At 61.7% G+C, this 21,537-nt stretch carries 18 protein-coding genes; 10 read left to right on the plus strand and 8 right to left on the minus strand.

Annotation, left to right across the window (positions count from 1 at the left end; translation table 11 throughout):
* Positions 1–21: 21 nt before the first annotated feature.
* Entirely contained in the window at positions 22–291 is a 270-nt protein-coding gene (locus BLP23_RS02470; protein ID WP_233426615.1) for a hypothetical protein, read from the plus strand.
* Here the strand turns inward: BLP23_RS02470 and ppdK are convergent.
* From ppdK to BLP23_RS02490, 4 genes are all read right to left on the minus strand, one after another.
* The gene (ppdK, locus tag BLP23_RS02475) at positions 279–2,951 is read right to left on the minus strand and encodes a pyruvate, phosphate dikinase (RefSeq protein WP_092583394.1); all 2,673 of its coding nucleotides are present in this window, start codon (positions 2,949–2,951) and stop codon (positions 279–281) included. The two genes, BLP23_RS02470 and ppdK, sit on opposite strands and share 13 nt — an antisense overlap.
* 403 nt (positions 2,952–3,354) lie before the next feature.
* Positions 3,355–6,816 (minus strand): chromosome segregation SMC family protein, encoded by a 3,462-nt coding sequence (locus tag BLP23_RS02480; protein WP_092583395.1) that lies wholly within the window; start codon positions 6,814–6,816, stop codon positions 3,355–3,357.
* 78 nt (positions 6,817–6,894) lie between these two features.
* On the minus strand, positions 6,895–7,587 hold the full coding sequence (locus tag BLP23_RS02485) for a DsbA family protein (protein WP_092583396.1): 693 nt from the start codon (positions 7,585–7,587) through the stop codon (positions 6,895–6,897).
* 286 nt (positions 7,588–7,873) lie between these two features.
* Positions 7,874–8,362 (minus strand): DUF721 domain-containing protein, encoded by a 489-nt coding sequence (locus BLP23_RS02490; RefSeq protein ID WP_092584235.1) that lies wholly within the window; start codon positions 8,360–8,362, stop codon positions 7,874–7,876.
* 97 nt (positions 8,363–8,459) lie between these two features.
* Here BLP23_RS02490 and mutY point away from each other — a divergent pair, with 97 nt between their 5' ends.
* Positions 8,460–9,551, plus strand: a complete 1,092-nt coding sequence (gene mutY / locus BLP23_RS02495) for an A/G-specific adenine glycosylase (RefSeq protein WP_092583397.1) — start codon at positions 8,460–8,462, stop codon at positions 9,549–9,551.
* Positions 9,552–9,554: 3 nt separating this feature from the next.
* The gene (locus BLP23_RS02500; RefSeq protein ID WP_092583398.1) at positions 9,555–10,172 is read left to right on the plus strand and encodes an HAD family hydrolase; all 618 of its coding nucleotides are present in this window, start codon (positions 9,555–9,557) and stop codon (positions 10,170–10,172) included.
* A gap of 120 nt (positions 10,173–10,292) precedes the next feature.
* Here the strand turns inward: BLP23_RS02500 and BLP23_RS02505 are convergent, their stop codons facing one another.
* The gene (locus BLP23_RS02505) at positions 10,293–11,423 is read right to left on the minus strand and encodes a site-specific DNA-methyltransferase (RefSeq protein WP_092583399.1); all 1,131 of its coding nucleotides are present in this window, start codon (positions 11,421–11,423) and stop codon (positions 10,293–10,295) included.
* A gap of 142 nt (positions 11,424–11,565) precedes the next feature.
* Between BLP23_RS02505 and BLP23_RS35045 the strand changes: the two genes are divergently transcribed.
* The gene (locus BLP23_RS35045) at positions 11,566–12,075 is read left to right on the plus strand and encodes a nucleotidyltransferase domain-containing protein (protein WP_139187027.1); all 510 of its coding nucleotides are present in this window, start codon (positions 11,566–11,568) and stop codon (positions 12,073–12,075) included.
* On the opposite strand, the gene BLP23_RS02515 is transcribed toward BLP23_RS35045, so the two are convergent.
* Together BLP23_RS02515 and BLP23_RS02520 are read right to left on the minus strand one after the other, a co-directional pair.
* Positions 12,076–12,423, minus strand: a complete 348-nt coding sequence (locus BLP23_RS02515) for an antibiotic biosynthesis monooxygenase family protein (protein WP_092583400.1) — start codon at positions 12,421–12,423, stop codon at positions 12,076–12,078.
* Positions 12,420–12,749: an NIPSNAP family protein gene (locus BLP23_RS02520; RefSeq protein WP_092583401.1), complete on the minus strand. Its 330-nt coding sequence runs from the start codon at positions 12,747–12,749 to the stop codon at positions 12,420–12,422. Before BLP23_RS02520 ends, BLP23_RS02515 begins: the two co-directional genes overlap by 4 nt.
* 73 nt (positions 12,750–12,822) lie before the next feature.
* On the opposite strand from BLP23_RS02520, the gene BLP23_RS02525 reads away from it, so the two are divergent.
* The gene (locus tag BLP23_RS02525; RefSeq protein ID WP_092583402.1) at positions 12,823–13,509 is read left to right on the plus strand and encodes an ArsR/SmtB family transcription factor; all 687 of its coding nucleotides are present in this window, start codon (positions 12,823–12,825) and stop codon (positions 13,507–13,509) included.
* Between the two features lie 120 nt (positions 13,510–13,629).
* A complete protein-coding gene (locus BLP23_RS02530; RefSeq protein ID WP_092583403.1) occupies positions 13,630–14,319 on the plus strand; it encodes an HAD family hydrolase in 690 nt (229 codons plus the stop codon).
* A 19-nt stretch (positions 14,320–14,338) separates the two neighbouring features.
* Here the strand turns inward: BLP23_RS02530 and BLP23_RS02535 are convergent, their stop codons facing one another.
* Positions 14,339–14,989 (minus strand): hypothetical protein, encoded by a 651-nt coding sequence (locus BLP23_RS02535; protein WP_208603127.1) that lies wholly within the window; start codon positions 14,987–14,989, stop codon positions 14,339–14,341.
* 206 nt (positions 14,990–15,195) lie between these two features.
* On the opposite strand from BLP23_RS02535, the gene thrC reads away from it, so the two are divergent.
* From thrC to BLP23_RS02555, 4 genes are read left to right on the plus strand one after another with little or no spacing between them, the layout of a single operon-like run.
* Positions 15,196–16,587: a threonine synthase gene (gene thrC, locus BLP23_RS02540; RefSeq protein ID WP_407691760.1), complete on the plus strand. Its 1,392-nt coding sequence runs from the start codon at positions 15,196–15,198 to the stop codon at positions 16,585–16,587.
* A gap of 25 nt (positions 16,588–16,612) precedes the next feature.
* Positions 16,613–17,911: a M16 family metallopeptidase gene (locus BLP23_RS02545; RefSeq protein ID WP_092583405.1), complete on the plus strand. Its 1,299-nt coding sequence runs from the start codon at positions 16,613–16,615 to the stop codon at positions 17,909–17,911.
* Between the two features lie 28 nt (positions 17,912–17,939).
* On the plus strand, positions 17,940–18,554 hold the full coding sequence (locus BLP23_RS02550) for a GNAT family N-acetyltransferase (protein WP_092583406.1): 615 nt from the start codon (positions 17,940–17,942) through the stop codon (positions 18,552–18,554).
* Positions 18,551–21,463, plus strand: coding sequence for a sensor domain-containing phosphodiesterase (locus BLP23_RS02555; protein WP_092583407.1), 2,913 nt, complete (start codon positions 18,551–18,553; stop codon positions 21,461–21,463). Before BLP23_RS02550 ends, BLP23_RS02555 begins: the two co-directional genes overlap by 4 nt.
* The last annotated feature ends 74 nt before the right edge of the window (positions 21,464–21,537 follow it).

Here is a 21,537-nt window from a genome sequence, read left to right on the forward strand (position 1 = left end):
TCATGCATCGGAGAATGTGCTATGCGTCTTTCCGCTCTTTCCCTGTCTCTCGCCGCCATCGCGATCAGCCTTTCGGCCTGCCAGACTCTCAGCCCGGAAGAACGGCGGGCTGCCGACGAGCGGCGATGCCTCAGCTACGGCTTCAGGCGCGGCACCGACGCGTTTGCCACCTGCTTGCAGCGCATTGATCTCGACAGGCGCGCCGACGCGCGGGCATTTCGCGCGCAGGCAGATGAAAACTTCGACGACTTCACCCGGCCGATCTACTATCCGCGCTATTACCGCCGCTGACTGTTGCTGATGACCGCCTGAGCTGCCGCGAGCCGGGCAATCGGCACGCGGAACGGCGAACAGGAGACATAGTCGAGGCCGATCGTCTCACAGAAATGGATCGAGGCGGGATCGCCGCCATGCTCGCCGCAGATGCCGAGCTTCATGTCGTTGCGTGTGCGCCTGCCGCGTTCTGCAGCGATGCTGATCAACTCGCCGACGCCGTCGAAATCCAGTGAGATGAAAGGATCGTGCTCGATGATCCCCTTGCGCTGGTAAGTCGGGATGAAGGCGGAGGCATCGTCGCGCGAAATGCCGAAGGTCGTCTGCGTCAGGTCGTTGGTGCCGAAGGAGAAGAACTCGGCGGCCTCGGCGATCTTGTGCGCGCGCAGGGCTGCCCGCGGCAACTCGATCATCGTGCCGACGAGATAATCGATCTTCATGCCAGCCTCAGTCATCACCTCCCCGGCAACCGCGTCGATCCGTTCCTTGACATAATCCAATTCCGAACGCAGGCCGACGAGCGGCACCATGATTTCCGGCACGACGGCCGCCCCCGTTTCCTGCGCGGCGGCAATAGCCGCCTCGAAAATGGCGCGCGCCTGCATTTCGACGATTTCGGGATGGGAAATGGCAAGCCGGCAGCCGCGGTGGCCGAGCATCGGGTTAAACTCGTGCAGCGCATCGACACGCTGTCGGAGTGCGGCCGCCTCCATGCCCATGGCAGCGGCGACATCCACGACCTCTTCCTCGGTCTTCGGCAGGAATTCATGGAGCGGCGGATCGAGCAAGCGGATTGTCACCGGCAGACCGTGCATGACGCTGAAGAGCCCGGTGAAATCCAACCGCTGCATTGGCAGCAGCTTGTCGAGTGCGGCACGCCTGCCTTTCTCGTCTTCGGCAAGGATCATCTCACGCATGACATGGATGCGCTCGCCTTCGAAGAACATGTGTTCGGTGCGGCAAAGGCCGATACCTTCCGCGCCGAAGGCACGCGCAGCGCGCGCGTCGGCGGGGGTATCGGCATTGGTACGCACCGTCATGCGGCGGAGCCTGTCGGCCCAGCCCATGATGCGGCCGAAATCCCCGGAAAGCTCCGGCTGGATCATCGCAACCTCGCCCTTCAGAACCTGCCCGGCCGAGCCATCGATGGTGATGACGTCGCCCTTTTTCAGTGTTACGCCAACACCGATAAGGCGCTCGTTGCGGAGATCGATGCGCATCGTTCCGGCGCCGACCACGCAAGGGACGCCCATGCCGCGGGCGACCACTGCCGCGTGGCTGGTCATACCGCCGCGCGTGGTGAGGATACCTTCTGCGGCATGCATGCCGTGGATATCCTCCGGGCTCGTTTCGACGCGGAGCAAAATGACCTTGCGGCCCTCCTCATCCGCCTCGACCGCCTCTTCCGCGGTAAAGACGATCGCACCCGTCGCAGCCCCCGGCGAAGCCGGCAATCCGGTGCCGATCACCTGGCGGTCTACGCGCGGATCGATCGTCGGGTGCAGAAGCTGGTCGAGCGTTGACGGCTCGATGCGCAGCACCGCCTGCTCTTCGGTGATCAGCTTTTCATCCACCATATCGACGGCGATCTTCATCGCCGCCTTTGTCGAGCGCTTGCCGGAGCGCGTCTGCAGCATCCAGAGCTTGCCGCGCTCGATAGTGAATTCGATGTCCTGCATGTCGCGGTAGTGCGCTTCGAGCTCCGTGCAGATACGGGTGAGCTCCTCGAAAGCCTCTGGCATCAGCTTTTCCAGCGACGGACGGTCGGAACCGGAGTTGATGCGTCCCTCCTCCGTAATGCTTTGGGGGGTACGGATGCCGGCGACCACGTCTTCGCCTTGCGCATTGACAAGGAATTCGCCGTAGAGCGACCGTTCGCCGGTCGAGGGGTTGCGCGTAAAGGCGACCCCGGTTGCCGACGCATTGCCGAGATTGCCGAAGACCATGGCCTGGACGTTGACGGCGGTCCCCCAGCCTCCCGGAATGTTGTGGAGCTGGCGATAGGTGACGGCGCGCGCGCTCATCCAGCTTGCGAAGACGGCACCGATGGCGCCCCAGAGCTGCTCTTCGGGGTCCTGCGGGAATTCCTCGCCGAGTTCCTCCTCGATCAGCTCCTTATACAGCGAAACGACATGCTGCCAGTCGCTGGCTGTCAGCTCGGTTTCGAGCTCATGGCCGAGGCGCGCCTTCTGGTCTTCCAGGATCTCCTCGAAAATTTCGTGATCGAGACCCATGACGACATCCGCATACATCTGGATAAAGCGGCGGTAGCTATCCCAGGCAAACCGGGCGTCGCCCGCATCATGTCCCAGCGCCTGCACGGTTTCGTCGTTGAGGCCGAGATTGAGAACCGTATCCATCATGCCCGGCATGGAAATGCGGGCGCCTGAGCGGACCGACAAGAGCAGCGGCCGGTCCTTTGCGCCGAACAGCCGGCCGGTCGCCTTCTCGATCGTCTCCAGTCCGCGGCGGATTTCATCTTTCAGGCCCGCATCGATCCGTCTGCCGAGCGTGTAATAAGCGCTGCAGGCATCGGCGACGATGGTGAAGCCCGGCGGCACCGGCAGGCCCAGGCTGCACATCTCCGCCAGATTGGCGCCCTTACCGCCCAAAACGTCATGGTCCCGTGCGCGACCTTCCGCCTGCCCGTTGCCGAACGTATAGACCAGTTTGGTCATCTTCCCCCCGATCAAAATCAGGACCAGCTTATTCCCTTGGTCCTGAAATGAAAATCGACAAATACGGCGAAATATTGCACCGCACAATGGATGCTCGCCGTTTCGAACCGATTGATTGAAATAGGGAAGAAAAAAAGCTTTGCGGGACTGCAACAACCGTCCCGCAAAGCCTTGTTTCCGTCCAGCCAGGAAACTGGACGGGGGGTACGTTAAACCGGGTAAATCCGACTGCCCTTATTCGGTATGCCACCCGATCGATCCAACATGCGCATAAGCCCGCATCTCAGGTCCGCCATCTAGAAACAACTTCTAATTCAATTCTGGAAAAAGAGCATCACCCAATTGGGTTAACGTGTCCTTTGGGACGTGACCTTTTTTGGGTATTTATGAAAGCGCTTGTTTTTCAGGCCGTTTCGCGAAGACGTTCGGCGGTTTGCAAGTCGACGGAAACAAGCTGCGATACACCTTGCTCGGCCATCGTTACACCAAAAAGTCGATTCATGCGCGCCATGGTGATCGGATTGTGAGTAATGATCACGAATCGGGTCTCGGTCGATGCCGCCATTTCGTCCATCAGATTGCAATAGCGCTCAACATTGTGATCATCTAGCGGCGCATCCACCTCGTCTAGTACGCAGATTGGTGCCGGATTGGTGAGGAAGACCGCGAAGATCAGGGCCATGGCCGTGAGCGCCTGTTCGCCACCCGAAAGCAGTGTCATCGTCTGTGGCTTCTTGCCCGGCGGGCGGGCGAGGATTTCGAGGCCCGCCTCCAGAGGATCATCGGACTCGATCAGCTGAAGCTCCGCCGTGCCGCCACCGAAAAGGTGGGTGAAAAGGCGCTGGAACTGGCCGTTGACGACGTCGAAGGCGGCGATCAGGCGTTCGCGGCCCTCGCGGTTGAGGCTCTGGATCGCCCCGCGGAGCTTGCGGATGGCGTCGATGACGTCGTCGCGCTCCCTGATCAGCGCCACGAGCTTTTCGGTGAGTTCCTTCTGCTCTTCCTCGGCGCGGAGATTCACGGCCCCGAGGCGCTCGCGCTCCATCTTCAGCCGCTCCAGCTCACGCTCGACCTCGCGCAAGTCTGGGACGGACTGCATAGCCTGCAGGCCTGTCAGACGGTACGCCTCATGCGGCGGAACATTGAGCACTTCCCGGATTCGGCTTTCGCTCTCCTGCCGCTTCTCGCGCGCAGAGACGAGGCGCTCTTCGGCGCGGGCGCGGCGCTCGCGGCTTTCGGCAAGTTCGGAAAGCGCGGTGGCGGCCTTATGATCGGCTTCGCGCTGCACGAGTTCGGCGGCAGCGAGAAGATCTGCGGCCCCACGGCGGGCGGATTCTGCTTTCTGCAGTTCGTTCAGCAGCGCCTGGCGCTTGTCCTCGAACTCATCCGGCGCCATTTCGAGTTCGGCCGCTTCCTCGCGCGCCTCCTCCTCGCGATCGCGCAAGGTCGCGATGTGATCCTCGGCGCTTGCGGCGCGCTGGCGCCAGGTCTCGCGCTCCTGGCCGATCGCAGTGATGCGGCGCTGGCGAGCCTCATTCTCGCGGTTCAGGCTTTCGTGGCGGGCGCGCGCTTCGGCCGCAAGACCGCGATCGGTCGCGACCTCGGCCTGCTGGATTCGCAGCCGGTCGTCGAGTGCGGTGAGATCCGGCGCATCCTCGAGCTCGATGCGCGCCGTCTCTTCCTGAACGGCGAGGTCTTCCTGCTGCGACTGGAGCTGGTTGACGGCTTCCGCAACCACGTCGCGACGGCGGATGAGATCGCCGGAGGCGCGTTCGGCGGCAGCCAGCGCGTCGCGCGCGTTGACAAGATGACGGGCCGAAAGGCGGCTCATGTCACGCGCTTCGTTGAGCTTGCGTTCCTCGCCGCGAATGGCTTCGCCCGCCATGGCAAGCCGCTCCTCCGCTTCAGCCAGAACATCGCGAGCGAGCGAAACTTCGCTTTCCAGCTCGCCAAGGCGATTCTTCTGGGCGAGGCGCAAAGCGGCGGCGCTCGGGGCATCGGCGCCGGTAACATGGCCATCCCAGCGGTAGACCGCGCCATCTTTCGTCACCAGGCGCTGACCGGGCTTCAAGTCGTTCATCAACCGCATCGCGTCGCCATCGGCGACGAGGCCAATCTGCTTCAAGCGGCGCGTCAGCGCAGCCGGCGCGCCGACATGGTTCAGCAAGGGCACGGCACCGGCCGGCAGTGCGGGATCGGAAGTGCCATCACCATTTCCAGCCCAGTGGGCAGGCGCCTTCGGATCAAGGGGCGATTCCAGATCGTCGCCGAGTGCGGCGCCCAAGGCCGTTTCGAAGCCGCGATCGACGCGGAGTTCATCGGCAACCGGCGGGAATTGCCCTGCCGCGGCACCCGCAGCAAGCATGCGCGAGATCGTGCGGGCTTCGGTTTCCAGCGCATTCAGCTTCGAGCGCGCCTGATCGACCGGCGCGCGTGAAAGCGCTTCGGTCTTTCGCGCTGCGGAGAGCGCTTCTTCGATCGCCTGGATCACCGTTTCGGCCTCGGCGACAGCCATCTCCGCGGCTTCGACCACTGCCCGCTTCTCATCGGGATCGGGCAGCGCAGTGATCTTTTCAGCCACACTGGAGAACTCGCGGTTTGCTTCGTTCATCTGCCGTTCGAGGCGCATCTTGCGGTCTGAAAGATCGCGGATCGCCCGTTCCAGCTGATGGCGTCCAGCGGCAGCTTCGGCACGCTCGGCGGTCAGCGCTGCGAAAACGCGCTCGCTGTCGGCAAGCTTTGCCGCAGCACCTTCGAAAGCCTCGCGCAATTCGTCGGCATGGCGGCCGGAATCGGCCAATATCTCCGCAATATCCGCCTCCTCGGCATCGAGCCGCGAAAGGATCGCAGCATTGTCCGACACCAGCCGCTCCTCGCGCTGAATATCCTCGGCGAGTTGCGCCAGGCGGCGAGTGAGTTCGTCGCGGCGGCGCAGGATGCGGTTTGCGTCGTCCTCGAGCTGCGACTTGGCGATCTGCAGCCGCTGGAGGGCAGCAGCGGCACGCGCCTCGCTCTCGCGAAGCTCCGGAAGCTTCAGGCTGGCCACCCCTTGAGCCTTTGCGGCCTCCATCTGGATCTGGGCCTTTTCAGCAACGACGACGGTCGCCTGGTTAAGGGCGCTGTCGGCCTCGGCTTCCGCCTCCTTCGCCTGCACCCAGCGGATATGCAGGAGTGTGGCTTCGCGCGCGCGGATTTCGGCAGACAGCGTCTTGAAGCGGTTCGCCTGACGCGCCTGGCGCTTCAGGCTCTCGATCTGGCCTTCAAGCTGCGAGGTCACATCATCAAGGCGCTCGAGATTGCCTTCGGCGGCACGCAGCCGCAGTTCGGCCTCATGGCGGCGGGAATGCAGGCCGGAAATGCCGGCGGCCTCTTCCAGCAACTGGCGGCGGGCCTGGGGCTTTGCCGAAATCAGCTCGCCGATACGCCCCTGCCCGACCATCGACGGCGAGCGCGCGCCGGTCGAGGCATCGGCGAAGAGAAGCTGCACGTCCTTGGCACGGCTTTCCTTGCCATTGATTCGATAGATCGAACCCTGTTCGCGCTCGATGCGGCGGGTCACCTGAATTTCGTCGCTGTCGTTGAACGCGGCAGGCGCCGTACGCTCGCTGTTGTCGAGATAGAGCGCGACTTCGGCCGTGTTGCGCGCCGGGCGGTTTCCCGAACCGGAGAAGATAACATCGTCCATGCCGGAGGCGCGCATGTTCTTGTAGGAGTTCTCGCCCATCACCCAGCGCAGCGCCTCGACAAGATTGGACTTGCCGCAGCCGTTCGGCCCGACAACGCCGGTCAGGCCGCGCTCGATGATGAATTCCGTCGGCTCGACGAAGGACTTGAATCCGATGACGCGGAGCTTGTTGAACTTCATGCGGCGCCCTCACGGCGCGCAGAACAAAAAACGGGCGCATGGCTTTCGCCGCCGCCCGTCATCTTGAAACGGTACGGATCAAAGCAGGCTGTCGATGAGGGCCGACATGGTGTCAACCGGCATGTCTCCAGAATAACGCTTCCCGTTGATGAGGAAAGTCGGCGTGGCATCGATGCCGAACTCCTTGGAGCCCCTTTCCCGCGTGGCGTTCACTTCATCCAGAAGCTTCTGGTTCGTCAAGCACTTCGTAAAACTATCCTCACTAAATCCAGCGAGTTTGGCCATCTGGAGAAGTGCAGCACGGCGATCTTCAGCGGCGGCCCAGGTTTCCTGCTGCTTGAAAAGCATGGAAACCATTGGGAAATACTGTTCCGGCGTGCTCAATTCTTCGGGCTTGGAAGCGTTGCAGCGAGCGAGCATGAAGGCTGCTGCAGCCGCCGGGTCGAACGGGAATTCGCGGATGATGAAACGCGCCTTGCCGGTGTCCACGTACGTCTTCTTGATCACGTCGAAAGTCGTGTTGTGGAAGTGGGCGCAATGCGGGCAGGTCATCGACATATATTCGACGATGGTCACCGGCGCATCTTCCTTGCCGAGCGCCATTTCTGGCAGCGGGCCTGGCTTCAGCACTTCCGCCATGTCGACATCGCCAGCCGGTTGCGGAAGTTCGGCTGCTGCGTTTGCCGTGCCGGTAACCACAAGTGTCGCGGTCGCTACGGCCATGCCGCTCAGAAGCTGGCGTTTCGTCAGTTGCATTTCAGAGATCAGCATGGGTTCCCCTAATCGAGAGTGGCGGCTGAATGTGCGATATAACGGCACGCGGCCGCGAACAAGGCACGCTTCGGCAACTTTCTTCAAAGAATTGTGACCTTGGTGGGACGAAAGCTGACGTTGCGCGCCGCATCTGCAATTTCAGTTTCGCCAAAAGGCGGCAGGCGTATTTCTGCCAGTCTGGAACAGCCTCCGTATTTGAATGCTGCTTTTCTCAATTCTATAAGCGATCGGGACCCGTTTCTCGAATGCAAGAATGCGAACGAAGACGGCTTTTCAAAGTCCGTTATCTGCTCCCCTTCCCCAGCACCGCAGTGCCCAGCCGCTTCACCGCCTCGCGCAGCTTGTCGCCCTCGATGCCTTCCATCATGCCTTCGAGCTTTCGGGCAGCCTCGCCCTTCAGTGGCGGCGGAGTGCGCGAGCGCTTTATCGCTTGCGAAACGGGCTTTTGGACGATGCGGATCTGGTGGACGGCAGCAAAGCCGAAGAAACTGTTGATGCGCTGGATGAGTTCGCCCTGCGCGTGCGTCAAAAACAGGGCGCGCGCGCCTTCGCACGCAATCGTCAGGACGCCGGGTTTATAGGTGCCGACTTCATTGCTGCGCGCCCAGGCGATCTTTTCCGGACGTGTGCAGTCGGCGAAATCCTCGCCGGCAATTTCATCCCAGGAACCGAGCAGCGCGGTGTTGATGCCGGCCCGTTTTGCAAGCACCGGGTCGATCAGGCCGTTTGCCAGTTCGGATATCTGCTTTTCAGCTTTACGTGGATAACTCATGGAAACCTTCGGATGCGGCCGCCAATCGGCGCTACCACCTTGATCGCGCAGCATTGCTCCGCCAAGTATAGGGCACTTCCCCGTCCTGCGGCAAATGATGACATCAACGAAACTCAACGCCCCTTCCGCAACGCCTCTTCTCGCCTGGTACGACCGCCACCACCGCGACCTGCCCTGGCGCGTCTCCCCGCCGATGGCGGCGCATGGCGTGAGGGCCGATCCCTATCGCGTCTGGCTTTCGGAAGTCATGCTGCAGCAGACGACCGTGCAGGCCGTGAAGCCCTATTTTGCCGATTTCCTGGCGCGCTGGCCAACGGTTCGCGACCTCGCCGAGGCGACGAACGACGATGTCATGGCAGCTTGGGCGGGGCTCGGCTACTACGCCCGCGCCCGCAATCTCAAGAAATGCGCAGAAGCGGTCGCCACGCATCATGACGGCGTCTTTCCGGACACCGAGGACGGCCTGAAATCGCTGCCGGGCATCGGCGACTATACGGCAGCGGCGGTCGCGGCGATCGCCTTCAACAGGCAGGCTGCCGTCATGGACGGCAATGTCGAGCGTGTGATCTCCAGGCTCTACGCGATCGCGACATCGCTTCCGGCTGGCAAGCCGCTGATGAAGCAGAAGGTGGCGCTCTTGACGCCGGCCGACAGACCCGGCGATTTCGCGCAGGCGATGATGGATCTCGGTGCGACGATCTGTACGCCGAAACGGCCGGCCTGTTCGATCTGTCCGTTCAGGGGATCGTGCGAGGCGCTTCGCCTGCATGATCCCGAGCAGTTTCCGGTGAAGGCGGCAAAGAAGGAAAGGCCGGTCCGGCGCGGTGCAGCCTTCGTCGCCGTGACCGCAGACGGCGAAATCCTCCTGCGGCGGCGGATTGCAAGCGGGCTGCTCGGCGGCATGACGGAGGTGCCGACGACCGCTTGGACATCGCGGGCGGACGGGGAAACTTCCGCGGATGCAGCGCCCTTTCCGGCACAATGGGAACCATGCGGCAGCGTCATCCATGTCTTCACGCATTTCGAACTGCGGCTTTCGATCTACCGCACTGCGATCCCGTCGCGAATACAGACTGATGACAAATGGTGGGAGCCGGTTACAAATCTTGAAGCGCAGGCGCTGCCGACCATCATGAAAAAAGCAATCGCCACCGCTATTCCTCTTGCGTTTGCAATGCCCAAGGGATGACACATGACGGCATCAATCCATCATATCGTTTTTGATATTGGCAAAGTTCTTATCCACTACGATCCGAATATTCCTTACAGCCGCCTCATTCCCGACGCGGCCGAGCGCAAGTGGTTTTTCGACAATGTCTGCACGCATGATTGGAACGTCGAACAGGACCGCGGACGCACCTGGGCCGATGCCGAAGCTCTCCTGATTGAAACCCATCCGACGCGTGAAGAGCATATTCGTGCCTTCCGCAAGTATTGGCACGAAATGGTGCCGCATGCCTACGAAGACAGCGTCGCGATCATGGAAGCGCTGATTGCGGAGGGCCGCGATGTCACAATGCTGACGAACTTCGCATCCGATACGTTCCGCGAGGCGCAGAAGCGCTTTACCTTCCTGACGAAACCGCGCGGCGTCACCGTTTCCGGCGATGTCGGGCTAATCAAGCCGGATATCGCGATCTATGAAACGCATACAAGGCGCTTCAGCCTCGAGCCGGCGGCGACGATCTTCATCGACGACGCGCCTGCGAATGTCGAAGGCGCAAGGGCGGCAGGATGGAACGCCGTGCTTTTCACCGGTGCCGACAAGTTGCGCAGCGATCTTGCCGACTATGGCGTAAGGGCAAGGTGACGGACTGGCGTTGAAAAGAAAAGGCGCCCGGGGTGTTGATCCCGGGCGCCGTAGGCCCTCTTCCGCAACTGGAGGTACAAAAACCGGAAGAAGGTAGTTTCGATCAGGTCAGGCCGCTGCTCATTCCGCCTTCGCCAGATCACTGCGGATCACAGACCTCAAATCGTCGATGGGGCGCAGGGATTGCCCGTCGTCGAAATGCCAGAATGTCCATCCGTTGCATGCATCAAGCCCCTGCACTTTCGCGCCGAGACGATGAATCGAACCAGCCTCGCCGCCGGAGGCAACCGTGCCGTCGGCGCGGACAATCGCGCTGTAGCGGCGGCGGGCATCACTCAGCACCTGGCCAGGTTTGATGAGGCCGCTTTCCAATAGGGCATTGAAGGCGACGCGGACCTCCTGCTTCTTGCCGGTCATGACGGTCAGCTCTGCCTTGCCGAGCGGCTCGACGGCGGCAATGCGGGCAGACGCCGCATCGATATAGTCCTGTTCGCGCTCGATGCCGACGAAGTGGCGGCCGAGGCGCTTGGCGACAGCGCCGGTCGTGCCGGATCCGAAGAACGGGTCGAGTATGATGTCGCCGGGTTTCGACGACGCCATAATGACACGGGCGAGCAGCGCCTCCGGCTTCTGCGTCGGATGAACTTTCTTGCCATCGTCGCCCTTCAGCCGTTCGCCACCGCTGCAGATCGGGAACAACCAGTCGGAGCGCATCTGCACGTCGTCGTTGGCAGCCTTCATCGCATCGTAGTTGAAGGTATAGCTCTTGGCTTTTGCGTCCGGGCTCGCCCAGATCATCGTCTCATGGGCATTCTGGAAGCGGCGGCCCTTGAAGTTCGGCATCGGGTTGGTCTTGCGCCAGATGATGTCGTTGAGAATCCAGAAGTTCAGGTCCTGCAGGGTCGCGCCGACCCGGAATATGTTGTGGTAGGAGCCGATGACCCAGATCGTGCCAGTAGGTTTCAGCACGCGGCGGCAGGCAAGCAGCCAAGCGCGGGTAAAGGCGTCGTAGGCTTCGAAGGATGCGAACTGATCCCACGCGTCATCGACGGCATCGACAAGCGACTGGTCCGGACGATGGAGCGTGCCGCCGAGCTGGAGATTATACGGCGGGTCAGCGAATATGACATCGACGGAATTGGTCGGCAAAGCTTCGAGGGCTGCAACACAATCACCCTTGATGATCGTGTCGATCCAGGAACCCGCTGTTTCGGAGGTCTTGAGATCGGCAAGCGGAAAAACTGACGCCATATGGATACTCGCTTATACACATTACGCTTTTACTCGCCGTTATGGTTACTCAAGTTGGTTACTAAAGCCTGAACCGGTGGATGATTTCGGGAAATAAATGCAGGACGCGGAAATAAACTCGCCGCCGCGCTAGACTTCCTTCGTGAAAAGAAACGAAACCATTGAGAGACTGAAGCGACGGGCCGACGCCATCCGGGCGCTCGGTGCAACTTCGCTCTACCTTTTCGGTTCGGCCGCGTGTGGGGAGACAGGCCCGGCGAGTGACCTCGACCCCTTCATCGACTCCGATCCGACAACCCTCCATCCCCTGTCGAAGGACAGGATCGAAAATTCCGCCTTCCAGGTCTTTTGTCCCCCGGGAGATCCGGCACTTCTACCTAATTTGCCGGCAAGCCGTTCGCGACTACCGGAACGACAATCCTGCCTTTCGCTCTGGAGCGGGTCATCTCGAAAGCCAGCCGCGGCATTCGGACAATCTCGAGAACGCGCGGCCGAAAATTGCCCGGCGGGGCGCGTCAGGGCGATCGAAACCGCGCTGCAGCACGAGTATCATTGCTTTTCCGACAGGATTATCTGGGGCGTCATCGTGGATGAACGTCCCAAAATCCGGATCGCTGTCGCGGCCATTCAAAGGCAGGTGGATGAAGCCTGACTAAGCGGCATGCACCTGCCGGCTATCGACCGGCGTTTCCGCCCGCTCGAACATGCCGTAGTCTCGAACCACATGGCCGATGCGCAGGCGGTAGTCGGCGAAGATGCCGCTGCGACCGGCCTTCTGCGCGGCGCGGTGGGCTTCGCGATTGCGCCACTCTCTGACCGCCTCCTCGTCCCGCCAGAAGGACAGCGACAGCAGCTTGCCGCGTATCGTCAGGCTCTCGAAGCGTTCGATGGAGATGAAGCCGTCGATCGTTTCCAGTTCGGCGCGCAGCTCGCCGGCAAGGTCGAGGTATTTGTGGCGTTCGCCCATATAGGGCACGACTTCGAAGATGACAGCGATCATGGCAGCACCGGCGGAGAATGAGGGACGGACAGGTTCTTCAGGAAGATGCGGTCTTCCTTCAGGATGAAGCGCTCGCGTTTGGCGAATTCGTAGTTCTCCTTGCCGAGCGGATCAGCTGCAAGGCGGGCGCGATAGGCTTCATAGGCGGCGAGGGTTTCGATGTTGTAGACGCCGTAGGCCGTCGTCGCGGACCCCTCGTGGGGGCCGAAATAGCCGATGAGATCGGCACCGTTGCGCGGAATCGCCTGCCCCCAGCCACGGGCATACTCGGTGAAGGCATCCTTCTTGAAGGGGTCGATTTCGTAGCGGATGAAGCAGGTAAGCATCACGTTTCTCCTTTGCTTGTGAAAGGCGTTTTCGCACATTGTGTGACGACGATGCTTCGGTTACGATCGAAGTATGAAAGAAGGACCGGATATTGCCCAGATCGGAGCGCTGATCGGTGATCCTGCCCGCGCCAACATGCTGGCTGCGCTGTCGGGCGGCAAGGCCTTAACGGCGACCGAGCTTGCGGCAGTGGGCGGCATCACCCTGCAAACGGCGAGCACGCATCTCGCGAAGCTCGAAGCCGGCGGCCTGCTTACCCAGCGAAAGCAAGGCCGCCACCGCTATTTCACACTCGCGGACGAGGCAACTGCCCTGCTGATCGAGAGCATGATGGGTTTCGCTGCCAGCCGCGGACATCTGCGCCACCGGCCGGGTCCGAAGGAACCGGCGCTGCGCAAGGCGCGCATCTGCTACGACCATCTGGCCGGCGATTACGGCGTGCGCATGCTCGACAGTCTCGTGGCTTCAGGTGCGATCGACGCAATCGGCGAAGGATTGTCGGTCACCCCGAAAGGCGAGAGCCGGCTGCAATGCATCGGAATAGATGTCTCCTGCCTCAAATCGTCCCGTCGCCCGCTCTGCCGCTCTTGCCTCGACTGGAGCGAGCGCCGCGCGCATCTGGCCGGCAGTCTCGGCAAGGCGCTGCTTTCGACTTTCTTCGACAAGGGCTGGGCGCGGCGGGCGGCGGGAAGCCGCTCGGTGATCTTTTCGCCCGAAGGCGAGAAGCAGTTCCTGTCTCTCTTTCCGCTGGAAGCCTGAGCCGCCAAACGTCAGCGGCGAGCCGCCCGCGCGGCGCATTCCAGCCATGCCGGCGTGCCGGTTGAGCTTTCGACGGCCATCGTGTAAATCGCATCATCCCCCAACAAGGCTTGAGAGTACATGGACGGCTTCGACCTCATCATCTTCGACTGCGACGGCGTTCTGGTCGATTCCGAAATCATAGCGGCGGATGTGGAGTCCAAGCTTCTGACTGACGCAGGCTATCCGATCAGCGGCGAAGAGATGGCGGAGCGCTTCGCAGGCATGACCTGGAAGAACATTCTTCTGCAGGTAGAACGCGAAGCAAGCATCCCGCTTTCCGCCTCGCTGCTCGACAAATCCGAAAAGCTGCTCGACCTGCGCCTCGAACGGGACGTGCAGGCCATTCCCGGCGTCGAGTTCGCCATCTCGCGCCTTGATCTGAAGCGTTGCGTCTGCTCGAATTCCAGCGCGCACCGGCTCGACATGATGCTCGGCAAGGTGGGACTGAAGAAGCTGTTTGCTCCAAACGTCTTTTCCGCAAAAGATCTCGGGCCGGATCGCGTCAAGCCGAAGCCGGACATCTTCCTGCATGGCGCCGAGGTGATGGGAGTCTCGCCGTCGAAGACGGTCGTCGTCGAAGATTCTGTCCATGGCATCCATGCGGCGCGTGATGCCGGCATGCGCGTCATCGGCTTCACCGGCGCATCGCATACCTATTCCTCGCATGCCGACCGCCTGACGGATGCCGGTGCGGAGACGGTCATCTCGCGGATGAAGGATCTGCCGGGCGTCGTTGCTGCTCTTTCGGAATGGGCTGGCGTCCTCTAAAAGCGCAACAGTCCGGCTCTTAGCTGCTCTTCTTGGTCTTCGCAGCCAGGCCCTGATCGAAACCGATATTGACGCGAACCAGCGCGCCGGAGCCGACGGGCAGCTTGAAGCCGTCCTTGCGGAAGAGGACCTGAGCGGCCGTCTGCCCTGCCGGAATTTCGGCAGTAAACGGAACCACTTCCGAGGTGACCACATCCTGGCCGTCGAAGGCGGTGATCCGGACCGGCAGCGTGACGCGGCCGGGGCCGCCGGCCGGCCCGGCGATCAGGCGGATCTGGGCCACGACAGTCATCGTCAGGTTCTGTTCGTTCAGCGTGCACTGACGCGTGTAGTCCCCGATTGCCGCCTGATGGACGATCTGGCTGTTGTCACCTGTCTTGCCCTTGGCATAGGTGCGGAAGATCGCGTCCTGATCCTTCATGAAAATCTGCGGGCAGGAGCCCTGGACGACCGGCTGCGCAGTACCTTGAACGTTGGTCGCGGTGCCGATCGGCTTGTCGCTGGAAGACGGATTGGCGGGCGCAAGCGGCATGATCTGGGCATTGCCGTTTGGCTGCGCCGGCGCTTCGGCGGACTTGCTTTCACCGCCGACGCCCAGGGAATTGCAGCTTGCAAGAAGAGCGGCGACTGATACGGAAACAATGAGACGCGAGACTTTGCCGAACACGATTATTCCACCCTCTTACAAAGTTTCTGGCAGACCCGAAGTCTTGCTCGCAGGGCCTTTCGTGACAGTTTGCGATGGTCTATATCAGCGGCGCAAAGAAAAATCGATTGGGTAAGCACCGTTTTGACGCACATTTCAATCTGCTGCAATTTCGGCGCCTGGATCCTCTATCCGGATTTCCTCCGGCCATAACGTCAAGGATGAAGAACGTGGACTATATCTCGACCCGCGGCGAGGCCCCATCTCTCGGCTTTTGCGATGCGTTGCTGACGGGTCTTGCGCGCGACGGCGGCCTCTATGTCCCGCGGCACTGGCCGCATTTCTCCAAGAAGGAAATCCGGGCGCTGCGCGGCAAGAGCTACCAGGAGATCGCGTTTGCGATCCTATCGCCCTTTACGAACGACGAAATTCCCGCCGCCACATTCCGGGCGATGATCGACGAAGCTTATGGCACCTTCCGCCATCCGGCGATCGCCCCGCTCGTCCAGACGGGACCGAACAGCTTCGTCATGGAGCTTTTCCACGGCACCACGCTCGCCTTCAAGGACGTGGCGATGCAGCTTCTGGCACGCCTGATGGACTATGCGCTGGAAAAGCGTGGCGAGCGCGCGACGATCATCGGCGCAACGTCGGGCGATACGGGCGGTGCGGCCATCGACGCCTTCGCCGGCCGCGAGCGCACCGATATTTTCATCCTCTTCCCGCACGGCAAGATCTCGCCGGTGCAGCAGCGGCAAATGACGACCTCGACGGCTGCCAATGTCCACGCGCTGGCGGTCAAGGGCAATTTCGACGACTGCCAAAACCTCGTCAAGGCGATGTTCAACGACGCCGCCTTCCGAGACAAGGTTCGCCTTTCCGGTGTCAACTCGATCAACTGGGCGCGCATCATGGCTCAGATCGTCTATTACTTCACGACGGCGATCTCACTCGGCGGGCCGGATCGTAAGATTTCGTTTACGGTACCGACCGGCAATTTCGGTGACATTTTCGCGGGCTACGCGGCCAAACGCATGGGCCTGCCGATCGGCAAGCTGGTGATCGCGACCAACGAGAACGACATCCTCGCCCGCACGATGAAGACTGGCCGCTACGACATGAAGAAGGTCAAGGCGACGACCTCGCCGTCGATGGACATTCAGATTTCCTCGAATTTCGAGCGCCTGCTTTTCGAAGCCTATGATCGGGACGCTTCCAAGGTGCGCCATGCGATGGACAGCCTGAAGCAATCGGATGGCTTCGAGATCGCGCCGAAGGCGCTTGCCGCCATCAAGAAGGACTTCCGCGCCGGCCGCGCCAGCGAGAAGCAGGTGGCGCAGACGATCAAGAATACCTACGCCGAAACCGGCTATCTCCTCGACCCGCATTCGGCAATCGGCGTCTTCGTTGCCGCCAAGCACGACAAGCCGAGCACGCCGATGGTGACGCTTGCAACCGCGCACCCGGCAAAATTCCCCGCCGCGGTAAAATCCGCCTCCGGTATTGACCCGGCGCTCCCGACGTGGCTTGCTGGTCTGATGCTTAAGGAGGAGCGCTTCCAAGTCGTCGATCCGGAACTCAAGGCCGTTGAAGGCTTTATCGGCAAGCACGCCCGGACGTGATGCGGCAGGCGCAGAAAGATAGCCAATGACAGTTGAGTGCACCCGGCTCAAATCCGGGCTGACAGTAGTAACCCAGACAATGCCGCATCTTGAAAGCGTCGCACTGGGCGTCTGGATCAAATCAGGTTCGCGCAACGAAACGGAAGACGAGCATGGCATAGCCCACCTGCTCGAACACATGGCTTTCAAGGGTACCGCACGCCGCTCGGCCCGCGACATCGCCGAGGAAATCGAGGATGTGGGCGGCGAAGTGAACGCGGCCACCTCGACCGAAACGACGTCCTACTACGCCCGCGTGCTGAAGGATTACGTGCCGCTCGCCGTCGATATTCTCGCCGACATCCTGACCGAATCGGCCTTCGAGGAAGACGAGCTCGAACGGGAGAAGCAGGTGATCCTGCAGGAGATCAATGCGGCGAACGACACGCCGGACGACGTGGTATTCGACAAGTTTTCCGAGACCGCCTATCGCAACCAGACGCTCGGCCGCGCCATCCTCGGCACGCCGGAGACCGTCGTCTCCTTCTCGCCGCAACAGATCCGCAACTATCTCGGCCGCAACTATACGACCGATCGCATGTTCGTCGTTGCCGCCGGCGCAGTCGATCACGACGAATTCGTGCGCATGGTGGAACAGCGCTTCGCGAGCCTGCCGACCGCGCCGAGCGCGCCGCCGGTCATCGAGACCGCCCGCTATATCGGGGGCAGCGTACGCGAGACGCGCGACCTGATGGACGCGCAGATCCTGCTCGGCTTCGAGGGCAAAGCCTATCATGCCCGCGACTTCTACTGTTCGCAGATCCTTGCCAACATCCTCGGCGGCGGCATGTCCTCCCGCCTCTTCCAGGAAGTGCGCGAGATCCGCGGCCTTTGCTATTCGATCTATGCCTTCCACTGGGGCTTTTCCGACACCGGCATCTTCGGCATCCATGCCGCAACAGGCGGCGAGAACCTTCCCGAACTCGTACCGGTGATCATCGACGAGTTACATAAGTCGGCCGGCTTCATCGAGCAGAAGGAGATCGAGCGTGCCCGTGCGCAGATTCGCGCCCAGCTTCTGATGGGGCAGGAAAGCCCTGCCGCCCGCGCCGGCCAGATCGCCCGCCAGATGATGCTCTACGGCGGCCCGATCTCCAATCAGGAAATGATGGAACGGCTCGAGGGCATCACAATCGAGCGTCTCACCGATCTCGCCGGCCGGCTGTTCTTCGACACTGTGCCGACGCTTTCGGCAATCGGCCCGCTGGAGCAACTGGCACCGACGGAAGATATCGTCGCCTCGCTGTCCGCTCCCCTGCCGCAGTCGAAAACTGCAAGCCTCTGAGCCGCGTTCCATCTGCCGGGAGTGATCGATGCCAAAATCGGTTTTTCGATTCCTGTCGCGGCAGCCGGAGGCGGTGGAGCTCGAAAACGACCGCTATGCGCTGAGGCTTCCCCGCTATCAGGATTTCAACCAGTGGCACAAGCTGCGCTCCGCCAGCCGCAAATTCCTGGAGCCCTGGGAACCGACATGGCGTCGCGACGAGCTGACAGAGGGCGCCTATCGCGCCCGCGTCATCCGCGGCAAGCAGGAATACGCGTCCGGCCAGGCGATACCGCTGTTCCTGTTCCTGAAACCAGACATGGAACTGCTCGGCGGGATCACGATCGGCTATATCCGCCGCGGCGCGGCGCAGAGCTGCATGATCGGCTACTGGATGGGCGAGAAGCATGCCGGCCAAGGCCATATGTTCGCCGCACTTCAGTTGGTTATACCCTATATCTTCGCAGGGCTTGAGTTGCACCGTATCGAGGCAGCCTGTATTCCGGAGAACGCACGAAGCATTCGCCTGCTTGAGAAAGCCGGGTTTCAGCGGGAAGGCTATCTGCGCGGATACTTGAAAATAAACGGTCAGTGGCATGATCACGTGATGTATTCACTGCTTGCCGCCGATACGGATACAGGCAGGAAAACCGACAGCCGATGACCACGAACCGCATGCTGCCCAAATCACCGTCCGGCCGATTGATCGCGGTGATCGCAGCTCTTTTGCTGTCGATGCTTGCATTGGCTGCAGGCACTGCGCAGGCGGCGGAACCCGTGAAGATTTCCCGCGACGACACCGCGCTCGACTTAACGGCGACCACGGAAATCTATGCCAATCAGGGCGAGGCCTTCCAGGTCTCGACGGCCGCGGGCGCAGACGGCATCCGCCGACGCATCGAGGTGCGTGCCAGCTCCGAAAACCATCAGGGCGACTGGGCCGTCTTTGCGCTCGCCAATGTCTCGGAAGAACAGCTCGAGCGCGTCATCGTCGCTCCGCATTTCCGCCTCGTGAATTCCAAGCTTTTCTGGCCGGACCTCGGCTCGCAGCGCATCATGGCGATCACGCCGAGCGAGGGCTTTGCGCTCGACCGCCAGCCGAGCGACGAGGCCGACGTCTTCCGCATCACTCTGAACCCCGGCGCTGTCATCACCTTCGTCGCCGAGCTTGCGACGCCCGAGCTGCCGCAGATCTACCTGTGGGAGCCGGACGCCTACAAGGACACGATCAACGCCTTCACGCTCTACCGCGGCATCGTGCTCGGCATTGCCGGCCTTCTGGCCGTGTTCCTGACGATCCTCTTCGTGGTCAAGGGCACCTCTATGCTGCCGGCAACGGCGGCACTTGCCTGGGCGGTGCTCGGCTACATCTGCGTCGACTTCGGTTTCCTCGGCAAACTCGTCAGCGTCGCCTCGGCGGACCAACGAATATGGCGCGCCTGCGCGGAAGTGGCGCTGGCGTCGAGTTTCGTGATCTTCCTGTTCACCTATCTGAACCTCAACCGCTGGCACACACATCTCGGCTATGCGACGCTTGCCTGGGTGCTCGGCCTCGCTTTGCTCTTCGGTGTCGCGATCTATGATCCGTCGATCGCCTCCGGTATTGCGCGGCTCTCCTTCGCGCTGACGGCGACGATGGGCATCGTGCTCATCATCTATCTCGGCTTAAACCGCTACGACCGCGCCATCCTGCTGGTCCCTGCCTGGGCGCTGATCCTGGTGTGGATATTCGGGGCTTGGCTGACCGTTACCGGCCGGCTCGACAACGACATCATCCAGCCGGCGCTCGGCGGCGGCCTCGTCCTCATCGTTCTGCTGATCGGTTTTACGGTGATGCAGCACGCCTTTGCGGGCGGCGCCTTTCAGCAGGGTCTGTTTTCCGATCTCGAACGCCAGTCTCTGGCGCTGACCGGCTCCGGCGACATGGTGTGGGACTGGGACGTGGCGCGCGACCGCGTCGTCACCATTCCGGATGTTTCCATCAAGCTGGGCTTGTCGCCGGGAACCATGCACGGCGCAGCTCGCAACTGGCTGCCGCGGCTTCACCCGGACGATCGCGACCGATTCCGCGCGACGCTGGACGTGCTGCTCGAACATCGTCGCGGACGCCTGAACCACGAGTTCCGCATCCGCGCCGAGGACGGGCATTTCCATTGGCTGCTGATCCGCGCGCGGCCGGTGCTCGGCTCGAACGGCGAGATCATCCGCTGCGTCGGCACGATCGTAGACGTCACCGAGCAGAAGAATTCCGTCGAGCGGCTGCTGCATGATGCACTGCACGACAATCTCACTGGTCTGCCGAACCGCCAGCTCTTCATCGACCGCCTGCAATCGGTGCTGGCGCTTGCGCCCGGCGGCGAAACGCTCAGGCCGACGGTGATGGTGATAGATATCGACCGCTACAAGCTGGTGAACGATTCGCTTGGCGTCGCAGCCGGCGATAACATTCTGATCGCGCTGACCCGCCGCCTGCGTCGCCTGCTGAAGCCGCAGGATACGCTGGCGCGCATTGCGGGCGACCAGTTCGGTCTCATTCTCGTTTCAGAGCGCGATCCAGCGAAGGTCGCCGATTTTGCTGATGCCGTCAGCAAGGCGATCATGGTGCCGATCAACTTCGGCAATCGCGAAATTATTCTGACGGCCTCGACCGGTCTCGCCTCCTGGGTAGACCAGCAGGAAAACGCGGCCGGAATGCTGAGCGATGCCGAGCTCGCCATGTATCGTGCTAAGCGCGCCGGCGGCAACCGCGTCGAACCCTTCCGCCCCGCCTTCCGCGATTTCGGCGCCGACCGCCTGCAGCTCGAATCCGATCTCCGCCGCGCCATCGAGCGCAAGGAGCTCTCGATGGTCTACCAGCCGATCGCGCGGCTGGAGGATGTCGAGATTGCCGGATTCGAGGCGCTGATGCGCTGGGAGCATCCGAAGCGCGGCAACATCCCGCCGTCCGAATTCATCCCGATCGCCGAGGCGTCGGACATCATCGGACCGCTCGGCATGTTCGCGCTCGAACAGGCGACCAGCGACCTGATGGCCTGGCAGAACCAGACCGGCGAGCTGCCGATCTTCGTCTCGATCAACCTGTCGAGCGTGCAGCTCCTCAACAACGAACTCTATGACGACGTGCGCTCGGTTCTTTCGAAGACCCATTGTGAGCCGTCGCGCCTGAAGCTGGAGCTGACGGAATCCATGGTCATGGAAAATCCGGAACAGGCACGGCTTGTGCTGCAGAAGCTCAAGGAAGCTGGCCTCGGACTGGCGCTCGACGACTTCGGCACGGGCTACTCGTCGCTTGCCTATCTTACCCGCTTCCCCTTCGACACGATCAAGCTCGACAAAGCGCTCGTTCGCGATGACAGCGACAAGAAGGCGACCATCCTCAGGTCGGTCATCTCCATGGCGCGCGAGTTGGAGATGCAGGTGGTCGCCGAAGGCATCGAATCCAACGAGGATGCTATCGAACTCGCCAAGATGGGCTGCAGCTACGGGCAAAGCTACCTCTTCGGCCCGCCGATGGGCTCTGATTCCGTGCTGCGCCTTCTGAAGGAACGCTTTCCACTGACGAAGCGGGCTTAGGTCTTTTCAAATCAATGCTGGCGACTACCCCTCACCCCTGTCCTCTCCCCGAATGGAGAGGAAAGCCGAGATGC

Source organism: Rhizobium mongolense subsp. loessense (assembly GCF_900099775.1).
Lineage (GTDB): Bacteria > Pseudomonadota > Alphaproteobacteria > Rhizobiales > Rhizobiaceae > Rhizobium > Rhizobium loessense.

Coding starts and splice junctions, on each gene's coding strand:
- BLP23_RS02520 (WP_092583401.1), bottom strand. CDS start 12,749: ATGCTTACCTGCTTCATCCGCTACGAAATCGACCCCTTCAAGAAGGAT.
- BLP23_RS02485 (WP_092583396.1), bottom strand. CDS start 7,587: ATGCTGATCTCTGAAATGCAACTGACGAAACGCCAGCTTCTGAGCGGC.
- BLP23_RS02480 (WP_092583395.1), bottom strand. CDS start 6,816: ATGAAGTTCAACAAGCTCCGCGTCATCGGATTCAAGTCCTTCGTCGAG.
- BLP23_RS02530 (WP_092583403.1), top strand. CDS start 13,630: ATGGACGGCTTCGACCTCATCATCTTCGACTGCGACGGCGTTCTGGTC.
- ppdK (WP_092583394.1), bottom strand. CDS start 2,951: ATGACCAAACTGGTCTATACGTTCGGCAACGGGCAGGCGGAAGGTCGC.
- BLP23_RS02505 (WP_092583399.1), bottom strand. CDS start 11,423: ATGGCGTCAGTTTTTCCGCTTGCCGATCTCAAGACCTCCGAAACAGCG.
- BLP23_RS02515 (WP_092583400.1), bottom strand. CDS start 12,423: ATGATCGCTGTCATCTTCGAAGTCGTGCCCTATATGGGCGAACGCCAC.
- BLP23_RS02525 (WP_092583402.1), top strand. CDS start 12,823: ATGAAAGAAGGACCGGATATTGCCCAGATCGGAGCGCTGATCGGTGAT.
- BLP23_RS02555 (WP_092583407.1), top strand. CDS start 18,551: ATGACCACGAACCGCATGCTGCCCAAATCACCGTCCGGCCGATTGATC.
- BLP23_RS02550 (WP_092583406.1), top strand. CDS start 17,940: ATGCCAAAATCGGTTTTTCGATTCCTGTCGCGGCAGCCGGAGGCGGTG.
- BLP23_RS02545 (WP_092583405.1), top strand. CDS start 16,613: ATGACAGTTGAGTGCACCCGGCTCAAATCCGGGCTGACAGTAGTAACC.
- BLP23_RS02490 (WP_092584235.1), bottom strand. CDS start 8,362: ATGAGTTATCCACGTAAAGCTGAAAAGCAGATATCCGAACTGGCAAAC.
- BLP23_RS02500 (WP_092583398.1), top strand. CDS start 9,555: ATGACGGCATCAATCCATCATATCGTTTTTGATATTGGCAAAGTTCTT.
- mutY (WP_092583397.1), top strand. CDS start 8,460: ATGACATCAACGAAACTCAACGCCCCTTCCGCAACGCCTCTTCTCGCC.
- BLP23_RS02470 (WP_233426615.1), top strand. CDS start 22: ATGCGTCTTTCCGCTCTTTCCCTGTCTCTCGCCGCCATCGCGATCAGC.